Genomic DNA, 17619 nt, shown 5'->3' on the forward strand with positions numbered 1-17619 from the left:
TGGAGTCAATTTGCGAGGCTTACATACGCGTGAAAACCCAGAGTTCAAGCGCCAAAACGGTATGCCAGCCATGAAATTCTGAGCTGTTGCAGCCGGGAGACGCCTTTTCGGCTGAATTCGGCTGAAACGGACATGCACTGTTCACCATCCGACCCTCTGGCGGCGCGGCGGACTGGTCGCTACCTGTAGCGCGAAAACAAAACACCAGAACAAAACACCAGGATGACAGATGATGGAACTCGGTCTCTACACCTTCGCCGACGTCAGCCCGGAATCAGGCCCAGGCGCCATCGGTGCGCATGAGCGGCTGCGCAACCTGATCGAGGAGATCGAGCTGGCCGACCAGGTCGGCCTCGACGTGTTTGGGTTGGGCGAGCATCACCGTCCCGATTATGCGGCTTCAGCGCCGATCGTAGCCCTGGCCGCAGCCGCCGAACGCACCAGGCGCATAAAGCTGACCAGCGCGGTCACTGTACTGTCCTCCGACGATCCGGTCCGTGTCTTCCAGCAGTTTGCAACGCTCGACCTTCTATCCAGCGGCCGGGCCGAGATTATGGCTGGGCGCGGCTCGTTCATCGAATCCTTTCCGCTGTTCGGCTACGATCTTGAGGACTATGACGAGCTCTTTGCCGAAAAGCTCGATCTGCTGCTTGCCGTCCGCGATCATGTCAAGGTGAGCTGGTCGGGCAGGCTGCGCGCTCCGATCAACGATCGCGGCGTCTACCCCCGCCCGTTCCAGGACAGATTGCCGATCTGGATCGCGATCGGCGGCACGCCGCAATCCGCCGCGCGGGCCGGTGCGCTCGGCCTGCCGCTGGCGCTTGCCATCATCGGCGGCGAGCCGGCGCGGTTCGCGCCGCTGTTCGATATTTACAGGGAAGCGGCCAAACGGGCCGGCAACGATCCGGCTGATCTGGCCACCAGCCTGAACGTGCACGGCTTCATTGCCGCGACCACCGACCAGGCGGCCGACGATTTTTATGGGCCGCAGGCCGAGGTGATGAACCGCATCGGTCGCGAGCGCGGCTGGGGTCCGACGTCAAGAGCACATTTCGACCAGTCGCGCGGCCCGGACGGCGCGCTGTTCGTCGGCAACCCCGAACAGGTGGCCGAAAAGATCGTTGCCCAGCACAGGATATTCGGCAACGACCGCTTCCTGCTGCAAATGGCGATCGGCACCATGGCGCACGCCAAGATCATGAAGGCGATCGAACTCTACGGCACCAAGGTGGCACCGATCGTGCGCAAGGAGACGGCGAAGGCGATCCCTGCTGTGGCCGCGCCGGCCGCCTGATTCGCCGGCCAGGTAGGGCCCAAGGTCATCGTCAGCGCCGGCTAAACGCATCGGCCGAAAATCGGAATCGATTTTCGGGCCGATGGTAGATTCAAAGCGTTGGAGCGTACTTTGAGCGTCCAAGTGGACGCACGTCGCTCCAACGGAACTTTGAAGCCGCAAAGGCGTTTCCGCCAACAGCGTACACCAATCGCAGTGTGCCGCCGAGGGCCAGAATGAAAGCCGAACCCGCCGCTTCGGGCGCTGCCGAGAGCCCCGATCCGCGCGTCGAGGCGCGTGCGGACATGCACCTGATACGTTCGCTGCTAGTCGGCATCTTCATCCTTATGGCGATCTACTCGCTCTCCTTCGCCCGTGCCTTCTTCATGCCGGTCATCCTGGCTTTCCTGCTGGCGCTGACGCTGACGCCGATCGTCCGCTTCCTGCGCAAGCACGGCATGCCCGATGCGATATCGGCGACACTGCTGGTGGTGCTGTCGGTCAGCATCCTTGCCGTGGCCGGCTATCTGCTTAGCGGCCCGGTCATCGACCTCATCAACAACACCTCGGTGATTGGCCAGCAGCTGACCGAACGTCTCGCGCAACTGCGGCGTCCTTTCGAAAGGATCATGGAGATTTCGCGGCAGATAGAGGGACTGACGCAGACCTCCCAAGGGCCGGGCGTCCAGAGGGTAGCCATGGCGCAATCGGGCATCCTCTCGCAAGCCGCCGGCAATTTGCTGTCGGCGGGCACCAGCCTCATCATCGTCTTCGTCCTGTCGCTGTTCCTGCTCGCCTCCGGCACGATGTTTTATGAGAAGATCGTCGAATCCTTCCCCAGTCTCAGCGAAAAGAAGCGGGCACTGCGCGTCGTCTATGACGTCGAACGTGAAATCTCGCACTATCTGCTTACCGTCGCCGTCATCAATACATGCCTGGGCGTGGTCATCGGACTCGGCCTCTGGGCACTCGGCATGCCCAACTCGCAGGTCTGGGGCGCAGCAGCGGCTCTGCTTAATTTCCTGCCCTATATCGGGGCGCTGATTACCATCACGCTGGTCACGATCATCGCGCTGATCAGCTTCGACAGCATCTCCTACGCGCTGCTGGCGCCGGCCTTCGTGCTGTTGTGCGATACCGTCGAAGGCCAATTCGTGACGCCGACGGTGGTTGGCCGGCGCCTAGAGATCAACGCCGTGGCGATCCTCATCGCCATTGCCTTCTGGTCCTGGCTGTGGGGTTTCGTCGGCGCGCTGATGGCGGTGCCGCTGCTGGTCGTCATCAAGGTGTTCTGCGATCATTTCGACGAGCTCAGCCATGTCGGCAATTTCCTGGCGGCGCAACATACGGCGGTTGAGGACGAAGAGATTTCAGAAACCGACACGGCCGCGGGCGCATGATCCGAGAAGCGGGATAAGCTGCGGCAGGGAACCGTGGATTGTAAATTCCAGAGCGCCCCTTTTTGCTTGGGTGGACTCATGAGCGTCAGTTCAATTTTTTAAATTTGCGGCCGTCGCGGTCGGTTCCTACATCCCTCCCGTCCACACAGGATCCCCGCCCATGACCGCTCTTTCCGTTCTCGACCTGTCGCCGATCGTCGAAGGCAGCAACGCTTCGCAATCGCTCGCCAATTCGCTCGATCTCGCCCGCCAGGCCGAGCGGCTGGGATACAGGCGCTATTGGCTGGCCGAGCATCATAATATGCCGGGCATCGCCAGCGCCGCCACCTCCGTCGTCATTGCCCATGTCGCCGGCGGCACCACAACGATACGCGTCGGAGCCGGCGGCATCATGCTGCCCAATCATTCGCCGCTGGTCATTGCCGAACAGTTCGGCACACTCAACGCGTTGCATCCAGGCCGCATCGACCTCGGCCTCGGCCGGGCGCCGGGCACCGACATGGGCACGGCGCGTGCGCTGCGCCGCAACCTCGAGGCCGGCGCCGACAGTTTTCCGCAGGATGTCGTCGAGCTGATGGGCTATTTTCAGCCGGCCGAAGACGGTCAGCGTGTCCGCGCCGTGCCCGGCGAGGGCGAGCAGGTGCCGATCTGGATTCTGGGCTCGAGCCTCTATGGCGCGCAACTAGCCGCCATGCTCGGCCTGCCCTACGCCTTCGCCTCGCATTTCGCACCGGCCGAACTCGACCACGCATTGGAGATCTATCGCTCGCGCTTCCAGCCGTCGAAACAGCTCGACAAGCCCTATGTCATGCTCGGCCTCAACGTGTTCGCTGCACCCTCCGACGCCGAGGCGCGGCTGTTGTTCACCTCGCTGCAGCAGGCCTTCGTCAATCTGCGCACCGGCCGGCCCGGCCGCTTGCCGCCGCCGGTCGACGGCTATGAGCGCGACCTCGACCCGATGGCCAAAACCATGCTTGGCCAGGCGCTGTCATGCGCCGTCGTCGGCGCCCCGGAAACGGTCAGGCAAGGCATCGAGGCGTTCGTGCAGCGCACCGGCGCCGACGAGCTGATGGTTACCGCGCAGATTTTCGACCACGCAGTGCGGGTGCGATCCTTCGAGATCCTGGCCGACGTCCACAAATCGCTGTCGGAAGCGGCCTGACTTTTTGCGAGACTGCGAAGGCGCGTTACGCGCTGACGCTTTGTGCGATCGCGCCCAGTGGCCGGCGCGCCCAGTTCAACAAGGACATCCTGGCTGAGCCCGCCAAGCATCCGGAAGTCGAGCTGATCGTCACCGACGGCGAGGACAAGACGGAAAAGCAGGTCGCCGATGTCGAAAACCTGATCCGCCAGGACGACGCGCTGCTGGTGTCACCGAAGGAATCCGCCGGGTTGACCGGTGTCGTGCAGCAGGCGATCGACGCCAAGATCCCGGTCTTCGTGCTCGACCGCAACGTCGAGACCAAGGACTACACGCAGTTCGTCGGCGGCGACAACAAGCTGATCGGCCGGGCTGCCGGTGAATACGCCGTCGAATTGCTCGGCGGCAAGGGCAAGGCATCAGGCAATGTCGTCGAGATCTGGGGCGGCATGGGCACCCAGCCGGCACATGACCGCCATGACGGCTTCCATGAATTCACCGACAAGGAGCCGGGCATAAAATATTTCCTCGACCAGCAGTCGGGCGACTGGAAGCAGGACCAGGCCTACAACATCATGGCCACGGCGCTGCGCAACAACGAGAAGATCGACCTTGTCTATGGTCACAACGACCCGATGGCCTACGGCGCCTACCTTGCCGCTAAGGATGTCGGCCGCGAGAAGGACATCAAGTTCATCGGCATCGACGGCCTGCCCAATGAAGGCGTGCAGCTTGTTGCCAATGGTGAGCTGACGGCAACGTTCACCTATGTGACGCCGGGCGCCGAAGGGCTGCGGCAGGCAATCAAGTTCCTGAACGGCGAGAAGGTCGAAAAGACCATCACGCTGCCGACGCAGAAGATCACCAAGGAAAATGCCGCCCAGATCCTGAAGGAGCACGGGCTCTGAGACGAAGTCGTCGATGGCGGCGCCCCTCTCCCCGTTCTACGGGGGAGAGGATGCCGGCAGGCAGGTGAGGGGCAGCACTGACCAAGGCCGCGTTCACGCCAGCTTGGCCAAAAGCCTCATGAAAATCGCCGCCTCCTTGGCTGAAAGCGGCGCCAGCGTTTCCTGCGTGATCTCGCGGGCGATCGGGATCAGCCGCTCGACGGCATTGCGGCCTTCAGCGGTCAGATTGACCAGCAGGCGCCTTTTGTCGACCTCATGCTTGGAAAGCTCGACCAGGCCGCGCGCCTTGAGCCGGTCGATGACGCCTTTCACCGTCGCCGCGTCCATGGCGATCAGGCTGCCAAGCTGGTTCTGCGAGGTCTCGCCGACATCGTGCAACTTGGCCAGCGCGGCGAATTGCGGCGGTGTCAGGTCGGCGATGTGCGCGGCGAAGATCGAGACATGGCGCTGGTGCGCCTTGCGCAGGATGAAGCCGACCTGCTCCTGCAGGCGGTAATCGTGCTCGTCGGGCTCCTCGGCCTCGACCAGCTTGAGCTTGATGTCTTTGGCGCTCACCGCAGTCCGTCCCACGCCTTGATGTCCTTTGCCGCGAGGCCGCCCATGCGGTCGTGCACGCGCGGGCCGCAGGTCATGGCGAGGCAGAACAGGATCTCGTCGGGGCGAGGCCCGTCGCTGATGCCGACCTCCATGGCATCGAAATGACTGCGCACATAGGCGGCGTTGATATGACCGAGCGGCACGTCGAGCCGCGCGCCGAAGGCGCCGACCTTCTTTGCCGACGGCACGATCGCCTTGGCGTCGCCGAGCCGCTCGCGCATGGCATAGCCGCCAGGCACATGCCACAGCGCGCCATGCTCCAGCTCGCCGGCGATACCGACGATGGCGCCCTTGCCGTAGCCGTCGATCTGTTTCACGTCGCCGCCCAATGCGGCAATCAGCTTGTCGGAGAGCAGCAGCCCGAGCGGCTTCAGATCGTCCATGGCGCTCTGCAGGTCTTCCACGTAACGGCCGGCGAATGGGTTGTTCACCACCGCCATGGCGGCGGCGCGGCGGCGCGGCACCTTCGCCACCGGCCCGCCCTCATGAAATATCTCCTCGGTCAGCACCGCAATCTTGCGGATCGCAAACTCAGGCATGGGCAATTTCCTTCCTCGATTTCTCGTTGGGCGCAACGAGCGCCATGGGACCGGCGATCCGTGCCTGACCGGCAAGGAACAGCGCTGAAGCGGCAATCAGGCCATGTCGCCGAAAATCTTCGGCGACGGCGAGCCCTCGGTCCAGCGCGGCGGCTATTTCGCCCGATGAAAGCGCGCCGACGGCTTGCGTGACCAGGCGATCGCCAAGGTCGCTGTCGGGCGCCAGATCGCGCGCCGGCACGCGCTCAATGGCAGGGTGGCCGGGCAGGTCGACGGCGTTGGCGATCAGGGTCGCGGCGGCGTCGGCTTCAGCACCGGTCCGCGCCAGCACGGTGACTGCGTCGGCGATGCCGAGCGAAAAGGAACGGCCGCGCCAGCCGCTGGTCGCGATGCCGCGGATCCCGTCTTCGGCGCGGATCGTGATCCGGTCTGCCAGTCCATGGCCCGTCCCGGCAATGGCGACGGTCATGGACCGGCCGTTGCCGAGATGGATGGCGCTGTCGCCGCCATTGTTGACATAGGCGCGATCGAGCCGGCGCCCGGCCAGCAGCGCGCCAAGCATCTCGTCGGCTACCGAACCAGCAACCGCAGCCATCGGCGTGATGAATTGTTTCGCCAGCGGAACAACCGCTGTTTCCATGCGTCGCGCCGTCGGGCCAGCCAAAGCACGGGGTCGCGACGAGGCCGGCCGGCGCAGTTCCGGCAGTTCGTCGACGAGCTCCTGCAGGATTGTTTGAAACCGCGCCACCGCCTGGCCATAGGCGGCGCGGCGTTCGTCCGCTTCGCCAAATGCCTCGACGACCAGGTCGATCGGGCCATGATTGAGATGCAGCCGGCTGCCGTCCTCAAGCCAATGTGCCTGCGGGCCGTTCATCACTTGGCTCCGTTGCCCGCTGCACGCCGCAACTGTGCCAGCGGCGGCCACGGATTGCTGGCTGCCGCGCCAGTGCCGCGGCGCGGGTTGAGATACTCGCCGCCCTTGGCGAGAATGTCGTCAACGCTGCGGATCTCGGCTTCGTAGCCGCCGAGCCTGATATAATCGTCGCGGCGCAGGGTGAACTCGATCGGCGCCACCAGCGCCGGCGTCGGCACATAACCGAAGGCACCTTCCGGCACGCGGGTGACGTCGACCATCAGCGTGATGCCGCCGCCCGGCCAGACATAGACCGGCGCGCCGCCGACCGTCACATAAGTCGTCAGGCCCTGCACCGAGCGGGTCAGATTGACCGGGTTCTCGGTGACGCCGGCGCGCAGCGAGCCGCCGGCGCCGCCGACGAACAGCACGGTGCACAGCGCCGGCTCGCAATTGTCCTCGATCAGGCCGACGGATTTCTGCAGCCGCTCGGGGAATGGTTTCTGCACCGGCTTCAAGGCGTCGTCGAGCTCGTAATAGGCGAACTGCTCGCCGGTGGTCGAGACCATCAGCAGCGACAGGCCGGGACGCGCGCCCTTCTTCGCATTCCATTCGCCAAGGATCGACAGCGGGTCGGAAATGCTGGTGCCGCCCCAGCCGAGGCCGGGCTCCGACACCTTGAAATAGCGGCCCGGTGTCGAACGGCGGCCGATGATTTTTATCCCCGTATCCTGCCAGCCGAGCACCTTGCCTGCCTGATGCTCGGAAACGACGCCGGTGATGTGGTCGTCGACCACCACCACCTCGTCGACCAGGCCGCGCCACTGGGTGGCGAACATGCCGATGGTGGCCGAGCCGCAGCCGACCCGCATCCGCTGTTCAAGCTGACCGTCGATGACCGGCGGCTTGCCGGCTTCGACGATGACCGTGGCACCGCCGTCGATGGTGAGTTCGACCGGCTTGCGGTTGCATAGATTGAGCAGCGCATCGCAGGTGGCGCGACCTTCGGCCTTGGATCCGCCGGTCAGATGATGCACGCCGCCCAGCGACAGCATCTGCGAGCCGTATTCGCCTGTCGTGACATGGCCGATCGCCTCGCCTCCGGCGCGCACAGTCGCCGTTTCGGGGCCGATATGCCGGTCGGTGTCGATCTTCACCTTGACGCCGCAGTAGGAGAAGATGCCCTCGGTGACGACGGTGACGAGATCGACGCCTTCGACCTCCTGGCTGACGATGAATGGCGCCGGCTTGTAGTCGGGATAGGTGGTGCCGGCGCCGATCGCGGTGACGAAACGGCGGCCGGTGTTGACCAACTCGCCGTCCCATTCTTCGCCCTCGGCGACAAACGGCACGACCGCGACGCCGGCCTCAGTCGCGTGGTCGAGGATGGTCAGCGGATCCATCCGCACGATCCTGCCGCCAACATTGCCGTAGCGGTCGCAGGCGCCGGTGCGGCCGTCTGCTATGTAGCACATGACCGGGCAGGCATCGCAGCGGATCTTTTCCGCCACCTGCTTCTCGCCGGGATCATGCGTCTCGAAACGTTCGGCAAGCTCGCTCATCGGCGTGCCTCCTTGTCGCGGATCGCGGCGCGGATGCGGCTCGGCGTCGCCGGAATTTTGCTGACCAGGACACCGGTGGCATGGCGGATGGCATTGAGGATCGCCGGTGCCGTCGGGATCAGCACATGCTCGCCCAGGCCCTTGGCGCCAAAGGGTCCTTCCGGATCCGGAACTTCGATCAGGATGGTCTCGATCGGCGGCACGTCGCCGATCGTCGGGATCAGGTAGTCGTGCAGATTCTCGGTGCGGCCGGGGATGTATTCCTCCATCAGCGCCATGCCGATGCCTTGCGCGATGCCGCCCTCGATCTGGCCTTCGGCGAGCAGCGGATTGATCGCCTTGCCGACATCATGCGCTGCGGTGATCTTGATCAGCTTCACCGTGCCGAGCTTGAGGTCGACCTCCAGTTCGGCGATCTGCGCGCCGTAGCCATAGACGGCGTAAGGCTTGCCCTGGCCCCTGGCGTCGAGCGGCAGGGTCGGCGGGTCATAGCTTTCCTCAGCGCGAAAGACCAAGCCGTCGGCATCGGCCTTCAGCGTGGACAAATCGATATGCCGTGTCGCTTCGCCCTCGCGGATGACCAGGCTTGCGCCATCCAGAGCGATCGCCGCTCTCTCCGACACATTGGCGAAGCGCAGCATCGTCTCGCGCAAGGCACGGCCGGCCTTTTCGGCGGCCTTGCCGGTCACGAAGGTCTGACGCGAGGCGGACGTCTTGCCGGCGTCCGGCGTGATCGCCGTGTCGGCGCTTTTCAAGCGGAATTTTTCGAGCGGCAGGCCGAGCGCGTCGGCGCAGATCTGCGCAATAACCGTGTTCGAACCTTGCCCGATATCGACCGCGCCCTGATGCAGGACGACGTCGCCTTCAGCCGAGATGCCGACCCTGATGGTCGACGGATTGGGCAGCGAGGTGTTGCCGCAGCCGTACCAGCAGGAGGCGACACCGACGCCGCGTTTCCTGCTGTCATTGGCACTGTTGAACGCATCGGCATCGACAAGCGCACGCATCCAATGCGGGCGCAGCGCTTCGAGGCACTCGGCGATGCCGACGCCCGATTCCAGCCTCTGGCCGGTGACCGTTTCGGATCCGTTACGAAGGCAGCTTTTCAGGCGAAAATCGAGCCGGTCCAGCCCAAGCTTTGCGGCAAGCTCGTCATAGAGCGTCTCTTGCATGATCGTCGCCTGCGGCACGCCGAAACCGCGGAAGGCGCCGGAGATCGGGCCATTCGTGTGGATGGCGCGGCCCTCGGCCCGATAATTCGGCGTCGCATAGGGACCGGAGGCATGCACCGGCACGCGGTTGGCGACGGTCGGTCCCCAGCTCGCATAGGCGCCGGTGTTGAAATCGCCTGCGAAGACCATGCCGGTGACGCGACCATCGGCATCGGCGCCGATCGTCGCCTTCATCTCGGCGGGATGACGCTTGGTGGTTGAGATCATCGATTCATGACGGGTATAGGCGAGCGCTGCCGGCCGCCCGGTCTTCATCGCGACCAGACCGATCAGCGGCTGCAACGAAACGTCAAGCTTGGAGCCGAAGCCGCCGCCGGTGGCGGTCGGCACGATCCGCACCTTGTCGACGGCAAGGCCAAGCACTTTTGCGACGTCGTCGCGGTCCATATAGGGCGCCTGCGTGCAGGCGACGACGACCAGCGTGTCGCCGTCCATATAGGCATAGCCGGCCTCGGGCTCGATATAGGCGTGTTCGACATAGGACGTGTCGATGGCGCCGGAAACAGTGAAGGCGGCGCCGGCAAGGGCGGCGTCGGGGTCACCACGCTCGACAAAGCCTGATGTGAGCAGGTTTGCCGGCCGGTTCTCGTGGATCAACTGCACACCGCCGGCTTGCGCCTCGCCTGGCTGCAGGACAGGCGGCAACTCGGTCCAACGAGCAGGAAAATCCGCAAGGTCGAGATCGAGGATGGCCTCGCGCTCGCCGGCAACCAGCGCCACCGCCTCGCCACGAAAGCGCGAAAAAATTTCGGCCAGCGCCGGCTGGTCGGCAAAAGGCGCAATGACGCCGAAGCAGTTCTTTCCCGGAATATCGGCAGCGGTGAAGACGCCGACGATGCCGGGATGGACTTTCACCCAGGCGTCGAGATCGCCGAAGGCGAAGCGGGCGTGATGATGCTGCGAGCGAACCACCAGCACCGCCAGCGCTTCGGCCGGGAAGGAATCGCCGCCGAATTTTTCCCCGCCGGTGACCTTCGGCAGGCCGTCGAGCCTGATCGGGGACGAACCGACGGCGTGGCCGGACTGCGGCATGCGATGGTCGAGGTCATCGGCATGGCGCGACGCATCCATCACCGCCGCGACGATCTTGCGATAGCCGGTGCAGCGGCAGAGGACGCCGCCCAGGGCATCCAGGGTTTCGGCCTCGGTTGGATTGGGGTTGCTGTCCAGAAGCGCTGTCGCCGCGATGAGCAGGCCGGGTGTGCAGATGCCGCATTGCGCCGCGCCATGGTCGAGGAACGAGGCCTGCAGCGCCGACAATCTGCCGTTGGCGAGACCCTCGACCGTGGTCACCACGGTGCCAGCGGCAGAAGCCGCAGACATCAGGCAGGCGCAGACAGGTTCGCCGTCGACAAGCACCGTGCAGGCGCCGCAGTCGCCGGCGTCGCAGCCGACCTTGGTGCCGGTCAGCCGCAATTCGTCACGCAGCACCGAAGAGAGACGGCGAACCGGCGGCACGCAGACAGAGACGGCGGCGCCGTTGACCTCGAAGGCGATGTCGGCGCGCTCCATGCCCATGCCAGGCTGAGCTCCGCTCATGCCAGGCTGAGTTTTGGTCATGCCAGGTTGAGCTTGGCTCATGCCGCCGCTACCTTCTCGACCGACGCGTGACCCGCGGCACCGAAAACAGCGCGGGCGACAATCTCGCGCGCGGCGTCCAGCCGGTATTCGGCGCTGCCGCGCACGTCGTCGATCGGCGAAAGCTCGTCCATCGGTGCGGACTGGATCGCAGCGACGAGAGCGTCGTTGACCGGGAGGCCGCGCAAAGCTGCTTCGACACTTGCAAGACGCCTGGCGACCGCCGAACAGGAGCCGACGGCGACGGCGGCGTTGGCGACGATGCCATCCTCAATGGTCAAGCGAGCCGCCGCCATGGCTATCGAAATGACGAGATAGCGGCGCGCGCCGAGTTTTTCGAGAACCGACGTGCCGGTGGCCGCGTTTTTCGGCACGCGGATGGCGGTGACCATTTCGCCCGGCTGCAGTTCCGTGCGGCGGTTCCCCAGGATGAATTTTTCCAGCGGCAGATGGCGGACCATCGCCACCGCGCGCAGTTCGACCTCGGCGTCGAGGACGAGCAGCGCCGGCACGCCGTCGGCCGCCGGGGAGGCGTTGCAGAGATTGCCGGCGATGGAGGCGACGTTCTGGATCTGGACGGAGCCGACTTCCCGCGCCGCCTGCTTCAGCGCGTCGAAGGCCGCCGGCAGCGGATGACGGACAAGATCGGTCCAGGTCGTGCGCGCGCCGATGAGCCAATGGCTGTCGGTCTCAGCAATACCGCGCAGCGTCGCCAGGCCGTTGATATCGAGGACATTGTCGCGGAAAGGCTTGGCTCCTTGTGCCGGGTAGAAATCCGTACCGCCGGCAAGGATGCGCCACGGAGCCTCGCCAAGCAAAGCGAGCGCCTCGTCGACCGTGGTGGGTTTCGCGTAACGGATCACGCTTGCCTTCCCAAAATGGGCCTTCCCAAAAATAAGGGTTGCCGACGGAACCTGCCGGCCTCCGAGCCGGTCAAATTCATTCGTATGCAAATGATATCAAGCCGGCAGGAATTGTCAAAGCCAGAGTTTTGCGCCGGCGCCCGCATCGGCGCGACGGCACGCATTTGTTATGCCGTTGGAGTTGACGCAGCCGGCCATCTGGTCAAGTTTCTGCATCCGTTGCGTCAGCGGCATTTTCGGCGGGTTCGAACACCGGATTCCACGTTTCGGCAGACTTCATGCCTCCGGGACAAACAAGAGGGAGGCTCCATGGCCGACGAAGCGCTTGTCATCATCGACCTGCAGAACGATTTCTGTCCGGGCGGCGCGCTGGCGGTGGCCGGCGGCGACGAGATCGTGCCGCTGGTCAACGACCTGATCCGGCGGACCGAACATGTCGTGCTGACGCAGGACTGGCATCCCGCCGGCCATTCGAGCTTTGCCTCCAATCATCCCGGCAAGCAGCCGTTCGAAACGATCGAGATGCCCTATGGCTCGCAGACGCTGTGGCCCGACCACTGCATCCAGGGCAGCCTGGGTTCGGATTTCCATTCGGGCCTTGCCTGGACCAGGGCCGAATTGGTGATCCGCAAGGGTTTCCGCCCGGAGATCGACAGCTATTCGGCTTTCTTCGAGAACGACTATGCGACGCCGACCGGCCTTGCCGGCTATCTCAAGGAGCGCGGCATCGACACGCTGACCCTGGTCGGCCTGGCGACCGATTATTGCGTCGCCTTCTCGGCGCTCGACGCGGTCAAGCACGGCTTTCACACGACAGTGCGGCTCGACGCCTGCCGCGGCATCGATCTCAATGGCTCACTCGAGACTATGCTGAACCGAATGCGCGATGCCGGCGTGACGCTGGCTTGAACATCACCAATCGCATTCGACACAATTCCAGAGGGGGCATTATGCGGTTTGCGGCGGCTTTGACGGCGGGCGCTGTGGTGGCAATCGCAACCCTGTTTCCGGGAACAGTGCTCGCAGCCGAGGCCCACGAACTGCCGGGCGAAACAATGTCGCTGTGGTGGGCGCTGCCCTTTGCCGGCCTGCTTCTGTCGATCGCCACCGGGCCATTGCTCTTCCACCATGTCTGGGAGCATCACTACGGCAAGATCACCTTGTTCTGGGCGGCGCTTGCGGTCGTGCCTCTGGCGCTGGCGTTCGGCATGGCTTCGGCTGCAGAGGCAGTCCTGCATGCGCTGCTCACCGAATACATGTCGTTCATCATTCTTCTGTTTGCGCTGTTCACCATTTCGGGCGGCATCCTCGTAGCCGGCAACATCCACGGCACGCCGCTGGTGAATGCCGGACTGCTGCTGATTGGGGCGATGCTCGCCTCGCTCATCGGCACGACCGGCGCCTCGATGATCCTGATCAGGCCGATCCTGCGCGCCAACGACAACCGGCCGTTCAACGCCCATGTCGTCATCTTCTTCATTTTCCTGGTGTCCAACATCGGCGGCTCGCTGACGCCGCTCGGTGATCCGCCGCTGTTCGTCGGCTTCCTGCGCGGCGTCGATTTCTTCTGGACCACCACCAACCTCTATCAGGTGACGTTGTTCGTCGGCGGCCTGGTGCTGGCCGTCTTCCTGGCCATGGACATCATCCTGCATCGCCGCGAGGCCGGTGCGCCGAAGATCAAGGATCCGACACCGGACACCAAGGTGCGCATCCGAGGCCTGGCCAACGTCCCGCTGCTGGCCGGGGTGATCGGCGCGATCCTGCTTTCCGCGACCTGGAAGCCGGACGTGGCTTTCTCCGTCCAGGGCGTGAGCCTTGAATTGCAGAACCTGGTGCGCGACGCCATCATCCTGGCGCTCGCCTTCCTTTCGCTCGGCGTCTCGCCCAAGAGCCACAGGCAGGCGAACAACTTCCATTGGGAGCCGATATCAGAGGTGGCGAAACTGTTCGCCGGCATCTTCATCTGCATCGTGCCGGTCATCGCCATTCTCAGAGCCGGCCCCGACGGCGCGCTGGCGCCGCTGGTCTCGCTGGTTACTTCGCCAACGGGTGAACCCAACGACCTGGCGTATTTCTGGATGACTGGAACGCTGTCTTCCTTCCTCGACAATGCGCCGACCTATCTGGTGTTCTTCGAGCTCGCCGGCGGCGATCCGCAGCGTCTGATGACCACCTTCGCCTCGACGCTGGCGGCGATCTCGGCCGGCGCGGTGTTCATGGGCGCCAACACTTATATCGGCAATGCGCCGAATTTTATGGTTTACGCCATTGCCAGGCATCGCGGCGTAAAAATGCCGGGCTTCTTCGGCTACATGGCTTGGTCGGGCGCGGTGCTGATCCCGATATTCCTGATCGCGGGTTTTCTGTTCTTTCGCTGATCAGCCGACGCCGACATAGCGGCGAACCGCCGACGGATCGGCGCGAAGCTCCTCGACATCGACGGTCTCGCGGTTGCGGCCGTTTTCGATGAACGAGACCCGGTCGGCGACGGACAGCACGGCATCGACGCGCTGCTCGACCAGGATCGTCGAGACGCCGAGGCCGCGCAGCTTCGCTACCGTCTCGCGAATTTTTGCAATCATCGACGGCATCAGCCCTTCGGTCGGCTCGTCGAGCAGAAGCACCTGCGGCTCGAGACACAGGGCCCGCGCCATGGCCAGCATTTGCTGCTCGCCGCCCGACAGCGTGCCGGAACGTTGCCTCAGCCGCTGGCGCAGCAGCGGGAAAAGGTCGAGCACGTTTTCGCGCGTCGTCTTGCCCTTGCCGCGGGCCATCAGGCCGATCTCGATGTTTTCGGCCACCGTCATCTCGGCGAACAGCCGCCGGCCCTGCGGCACATAGGCGACGCCGGCCTTCGGCACGTCATGCGCCGGCAGGCCGGTCAATTCCCTGCCGTCGAGCCTGATCGAGCCGGCGCGTGAGGGAACGAGGCCCATGATCGCCTTCAGCGTCGTCGTCTTGCCGGCGCCATTGCGGCCGAACAGGCAAAGCACCTCGCCCTTGTTCAGCACGAGGTCGAGGCCGTAGAGCACCTGGACCTCGCCGTAGAAGCAATCGAGCCCGGAGATGGTCAGTGCTTCAGCCCGCGGTTGTGTCATGGGGTCGTCCCCAAATAGGCGTCCTGCACCTCGGCATTGGCGCGGACCTGCTCGGGCGTGCCTTCGGCCAGGATCTTGCCGGCGTTGAAGACGGTGATGCGGTCGGCAAGCTGCATGACCACCGGCATGTTGTGTTCAATCAGCAGCACGGTGGCGCTTTTGGCGATCTCGCGCACCAGCCCGATGAAATTGTCGATCTCGCTGTCGGCCAGCCCCTGCGTCGGCTCGTCGAGGATCAGCAGGCGCGGTTTCAGCGCCAGCCCCATCGCCACTTCGAGCAGGCGCTGATGGCCATAGGACAATTGCCCGGCCGGCATGTGGGCGCGGCCGGCAAGGCCGGTGCGCTCCAGCGCCGCCATGACGCTGGCATGCACGGCACCTTTCGAGCGGCCGTCGGTCAGCGTGCGCTGCACCGGCAGCGCGACATTGTCGTAAGCGGTGAGATTGGCGAAGACGCTGGTGATCTGGAAGGTGTAGGCGATGCCGAGGCGGACCCTGGCGTAGGCCGGCAGGTTGGTGATGTCGGCGCCGTCGAAGACGATCATGCCCGACGACGGCTGGATGCGGCCGCTGACCAGGCTGACAAAGGTGGTCTTGCCGGCGCCATTGGGGCCGATGACGGCGCGGATCTCGCCCGGCATGAGGGCGAAATCGACACCATCGACGGCGCGCAGGCCGCCGAAATTGCGGGACAGGCCCTTGGTCGTCAGCAGCGGCATCATGGCAGCCATCCGAGCCAGCGCTGGCGGATGGTGCCGAGTATGCCCTTGGGGAAGAACAGCACCAGCAGGATGAGGGCGATGCCGACGATCAGCAGATAGGCCGAGGTGTAGCCGCTGGCGATGTCGACGACATAGTACATGAACAGCGTGCCGATCAGCGGACCGAGCGTGGTGGCAGCACCGCCGAGCAGCACCCAGAGCAGCGGCAGGATGGAATATTGCACCGAGGCGAAGGTCGAGCCGACATAACCGAACAGCAGCGCGTAGGCGGCGCCCGATGCCGCGCAGATGGTGCCGGAGATGACAACCGCGGCAAGCTTGTTGGAAAAAGTGTCGTAGCCAAGCATTTTGGTCCGCTCCTCGTTTTCGCGGATGGCGACCAGCACACGGCCATGCCTGGAGCGGACTATGCCGAGCGTCACCAGCAGCACGATCGAGAACAGGACCAGCGCGCTCATGTAGCGCACGGTCGGATTGGTGAGGCCGAGCGAGGTGTCGCCCAAAACAAGCACACGCGCCGACTGTGGCACCACCAGGCCCTGATCGCCGCCGGTCCAGGCCGCGAGATAGAGGATTATGAGATAGAACACCTGCGCGAACATCATGGTGACGATCATGAAGGCGACACCGGAAGTGCGCAGCGCCAGCAGCCCGATCACCAGCGCGAGAAGCGCGCCGCAGGCAAGGCCGGCGGCGAAGGCGGCCGGCACGCTCCAGCCGAGGTGGATGACGGCAAGGCCTGCGCCATAGAGCCCAGCCGAAAAGAACATGGCGTGGCCGAGGCTGAGCAACCCGACATAGCCGAACAGCAGGTTGTAGCCCATGGCGAAAACCGCCAGCACCATGATGCGGGCGAGCAGCCCGTGGTGATATTCCGGCAGGACGAAGCTTAGGGCGAACAGCAGGACGATGACGCCGAGATGCAACGCATAGGCTTTTGACGGTGAAGCCTCCTTCATCGCGATGCCGTCCCGAACAGGCCTTGCGGCCGGAACACCAGCACCATGGCGACCAGCAGCGTGGCGATGATCTTGGCCAGCGTCGGCGAGAAGAACACCGAGATGATGCCGTCCGACAGGCCGATGAGCACGGCAGCGACGACGGTGCCGCGCAGCGAGCCGAGGCCACCGATGATGACGACGATGAAGGACAGCAGCAGCGGGTCCTGTCCCATCAAATAATGCGCCTGGCTGATCGGCACGATCAGCACCGCGGCCACCGCCGCCAGCATCGCGCCGAGCGCGAAGACGCCGGCATAGACGCGGTCGACCGGAATGCCAAAGGCCTGCGCCGTTTCGCTGTCATATTGCGTGGCGCGCATGACGAGGCCGATTTTCGTACGCGTCAGCACGAACCAGGTCGCCACCAGCAGAAGCGCGGATGCGGCGATGATCGACAGCTTGTAGCCGGAGTAGCCGAACCACGGCAAAAGGATGCGGTAGCTGAAGGGTGGCTCCACCGGCCGTGCCTCCGGACCATAAAAGGTCAGCGCCAGTTGCTGGATGATGTAGAGCATGCCGATGGTGGCGACGATGGTGGCTTCCGGATTGTAATTCAGCCGGCGCAGCACCAGCCGTTCGGAGACCAGCGCGATCAGGCCGACGATCAGCGGCGCCAGCGCCAGGGCTGCCACGAAGCCGAGCGCCGGATGGCCTGATATCGCCGTGGAGATCGCCCAGGCAAGCACCGCGCCGAGCATGAAGAACTCGCCATGGGCGACATTGACGACGCGCATGACGCCGAACACCAGCGACAGGCCAAGCGCCGTCAGCGCCAGCACGGCGGAGGTGACGAGGCCTTCGAGGGCGGCGAGGAGAAGGTGGGGTCCGAAGTGCATCGGCTATACGCTG

General features: G+C 64.5%; 16 protein-coding genes. 6 read left to right on the forward strand and 10 right to left on the reverse strand.

Annotation, left to right across the window (positions count from 1 at the left end; genetic code table 11):
* Positions 1 to 232 precede the first annotated feature (232 nt).
* From M727_RS0107420 to M727_RS35995, 4 genes are all read left to right on the forward strand, one after another.
* Complete coding sequence (locus tag M727_RS0107420) at positions 233 to 1294, forward strand: LLM class flavin-dependent oxidoreductase (RefSeq protein ID WP_027152145.1); 1062 nt, start codon at positions 233 to 235, stop codon at positions 1292 to 1294.
* Between the two features lie 215 nt (positions 1295 to 1509).
* Positions 1510 to 2673: an AI-2E family transporter gene (locus tag M727_RS0107425; protein ID WP_027152146.1), complete on the forward strand. Its 1164-nt coding sequence runs from the start codon at positions 1510 to 1512 to the stop codon at positions 2671 to 2673.
* 160 nt (positions 2674 to 2833) lie between these two features.
* Positions 2834 to 3835 (forward strand): LLM class flavin-dependent oxidoreductase, encoded by a 1002-nt coding sequence (locus M727_RS0107430; protein ID WP_027152147.1) that lies wholly within the window; start codon positions 2834 to 2836, stop codon positions 3833 to 3835.
* Positions 3832 to 4722 (forward strand): substrate-binding domain-containing protein, encoded by an 891-nt coding sequence (locus M727_RS35995; RefSeq protein WP_348627155.1) that lies wholly within the window; start codon positions 3832 to 3834, stop codon positions 4720 to 4722. Before M727_RS0107430 ends, M727_RS35995 begins: the two co-directional genes overlap by 4 nt.
* A 93-nt stretch (positions 4723 to 4815) precedes the next feature.
* Here M727_RS35995 and M727_RS0107440 read toward each other — a convergent pair whose 3' ends face one another.
* The 6 genes from M727_RS0107440 to M727_RS0107465 are packed head-to-tail and all read right to left on the reverse strand — an operon-like array spanning position 4816 to position 11946.
* Entirely contained in the window at positions 4816 to 5277 is a 462-nt protein-coding gene (locus M727_RS0107440) for a MarR family transcriptional regulator (protein ID WP_027152148.1), read from the reverse strand.
* The gene (locus M727_RS0107445; RefSeq protein WP_023801548.1) at positions 5274 to 5858 is read right to left on the reverse strand and encodes an amino acid synthesis family protein; all 585 of its coding nucleotides are present in this window, start codon (positions 5856 to 5858) and stop codon (positions 5274 to 5276) included. The genes M727_RS0107440 and M727_RS0107445 overlap by 4 nt, the downstream gene beginning before the upstream one ends.
* Positions 5851 to 6732 (reverse strand): thiamine biosynthesis protein ApbE, encoded by an 882-nt coding sequence (locus M727_RS0107450; RefSeq protein WP_027152149.1) that lies wholly within the window; start codon positions 6730 to 6732, stop codon positions 5851 to 5853. Before M727_RS0107450 ends, M727_RS0107445 begins: the two co-directional genes overlap by 8 nt.
* Positions 6732 to 8273: a hypothetical protein gene (locus M727_RS0107455; protein WP_027152150.1), complete on the reverse strand. Its 1542-nt coding sequence runs from the start codon at positions 8271 to 8273 to the stop codon at positions 6732 to 6734. Before M727_RS0107455 ends, M727_RS0107450 begins: the two co-directional genes overlap by 1 nt.
* A complete protein-coding gene (locus M727_RS0107460; protein ID WP_051505549.1) occupies positions 8270 to 11044 on the reverse strand; it encodes a molybdopterin-dependent oxidoreductase in 2775 nt (924 codons plus the stop codon). Before M727_RS0107460 ends, M727_RS0107455 begins: the two co-directional genes overlap by 4 nt.
* A gap of 38 nt (positions 11045 to 11082) precedes the next feature.
* Positions 11083 to 11946, reverse strand: a complete 864-nt coding sequence (locus tag M727_RS0107465) for a xanthine dehydrogenase family protein subunit M (protein ID WP_027152152.1) — start codon at positions 11944 to 11946, stop codon at positions 11083 to 11085.
* 309 nt (positions 11947 to 12255) lie between these two features.
* On the opposite strand from M727_RS0107465, the gene pncA reads away from it, so the two are divergent.
* Positions 12256 to 12855, forward strand: a complete 600-nt coding sequence (gene pncA, locus M727_RS0107475) for a bifunctional nicotinamidase/pyrazinamidase (RefSeq protein ID WP_027152153.1) — start codon at positions 12256 to 12258, stop codon at positions 12853 to 12855.
* Positions 12856 to 12896: 41 nt separating this feature from the next.
* Positions 12897 to 14327: a sodium:proton antiporter gene (locus M727_RS0107480; RefSeq protein WP_027152154.1), complete on the forward strand. Its 1431-nt coding sequence runs from the start codon at positions 12897 to 12899 to the stop codon at positions 14325 to 14327.
* On the opposite strand, the gene M727_RS0107485 is transcribed toward M727_RS0107480, so the two are convergent.
* Genes M727_RS0107485 through M727_RS0107500 form a run of 4 tightly spaced genes read right to left on the reverse strand, consistent with a single transcriptional unit; the run spans position 14328 to position 17606 of the window.
* On the reverse strand, positions 14328 to 15047 hold the full coding sequence (locus tag M727_RS0107485) for an ABC transporter ATP-binding protein (RefSeq protein ID WP_027152155.1): 720 nt from the start codon (positions 15045 to 15047) through the stop codon (positions 14328 to 14330).
* Positions 15044 to 15769 carry an ABC transporter ATP-binding protein gene (locus M727_RS0107490; protein WP_027152156.1) on the reverse strand — a complete coding sequence of 242 codons (726 nt, stop codon included), beginning with the start codon at positions 15767 to 15769 and terminating at the stop codon, positions 15044 to 15046. Before M727_RS0107490 ends, M727_RS0107485 begins: the two co-directional genes overlap by 4 nt.
* A complete protein-coding gene (locus M727_RS0107495) occupies positions 15766 to 16728 on the reverse strand; it encodes a branched-chain amino acid ABC transporter permease (RefSeq protein WP_027152157.1) in 963 nt (320 codons plus the stop codon). Before M727_RS0107495 ends, M727_RS0107490 begins: the two co-directional genes overlap by 4 nt.
* The gene (locus tag M727_RS0107500; protein WP_027152158.1) at positions 16725 to 17606 is read right to left on the reverse strand and encodes a branched-chain amino acid ABC transporter permease; all 882 of its coding nucleotides are present in this window, start codon (positions 17604 to 17606) and stop codon (positions 16725 to 16727) included. The genes M727_RS0107495 and M727_RS0107500 overlap by 4 nt, the downstream gene beginning before the upstream one ends.
* Between the last annotated feature and the right edge of the window lie 13 nt (positions 17607 to 17619).

This window comes from Mesorhizobium sp. WSM2561 (assembly GCF_000513915.1).
GTDB classification, from domain to species: Bacteria; Pseudomonadota; Alphaproteobacteria; order Rhizobiales; family Rhizobiaceae; genus Mesorhizobium; species Mesorhizobium muleiense.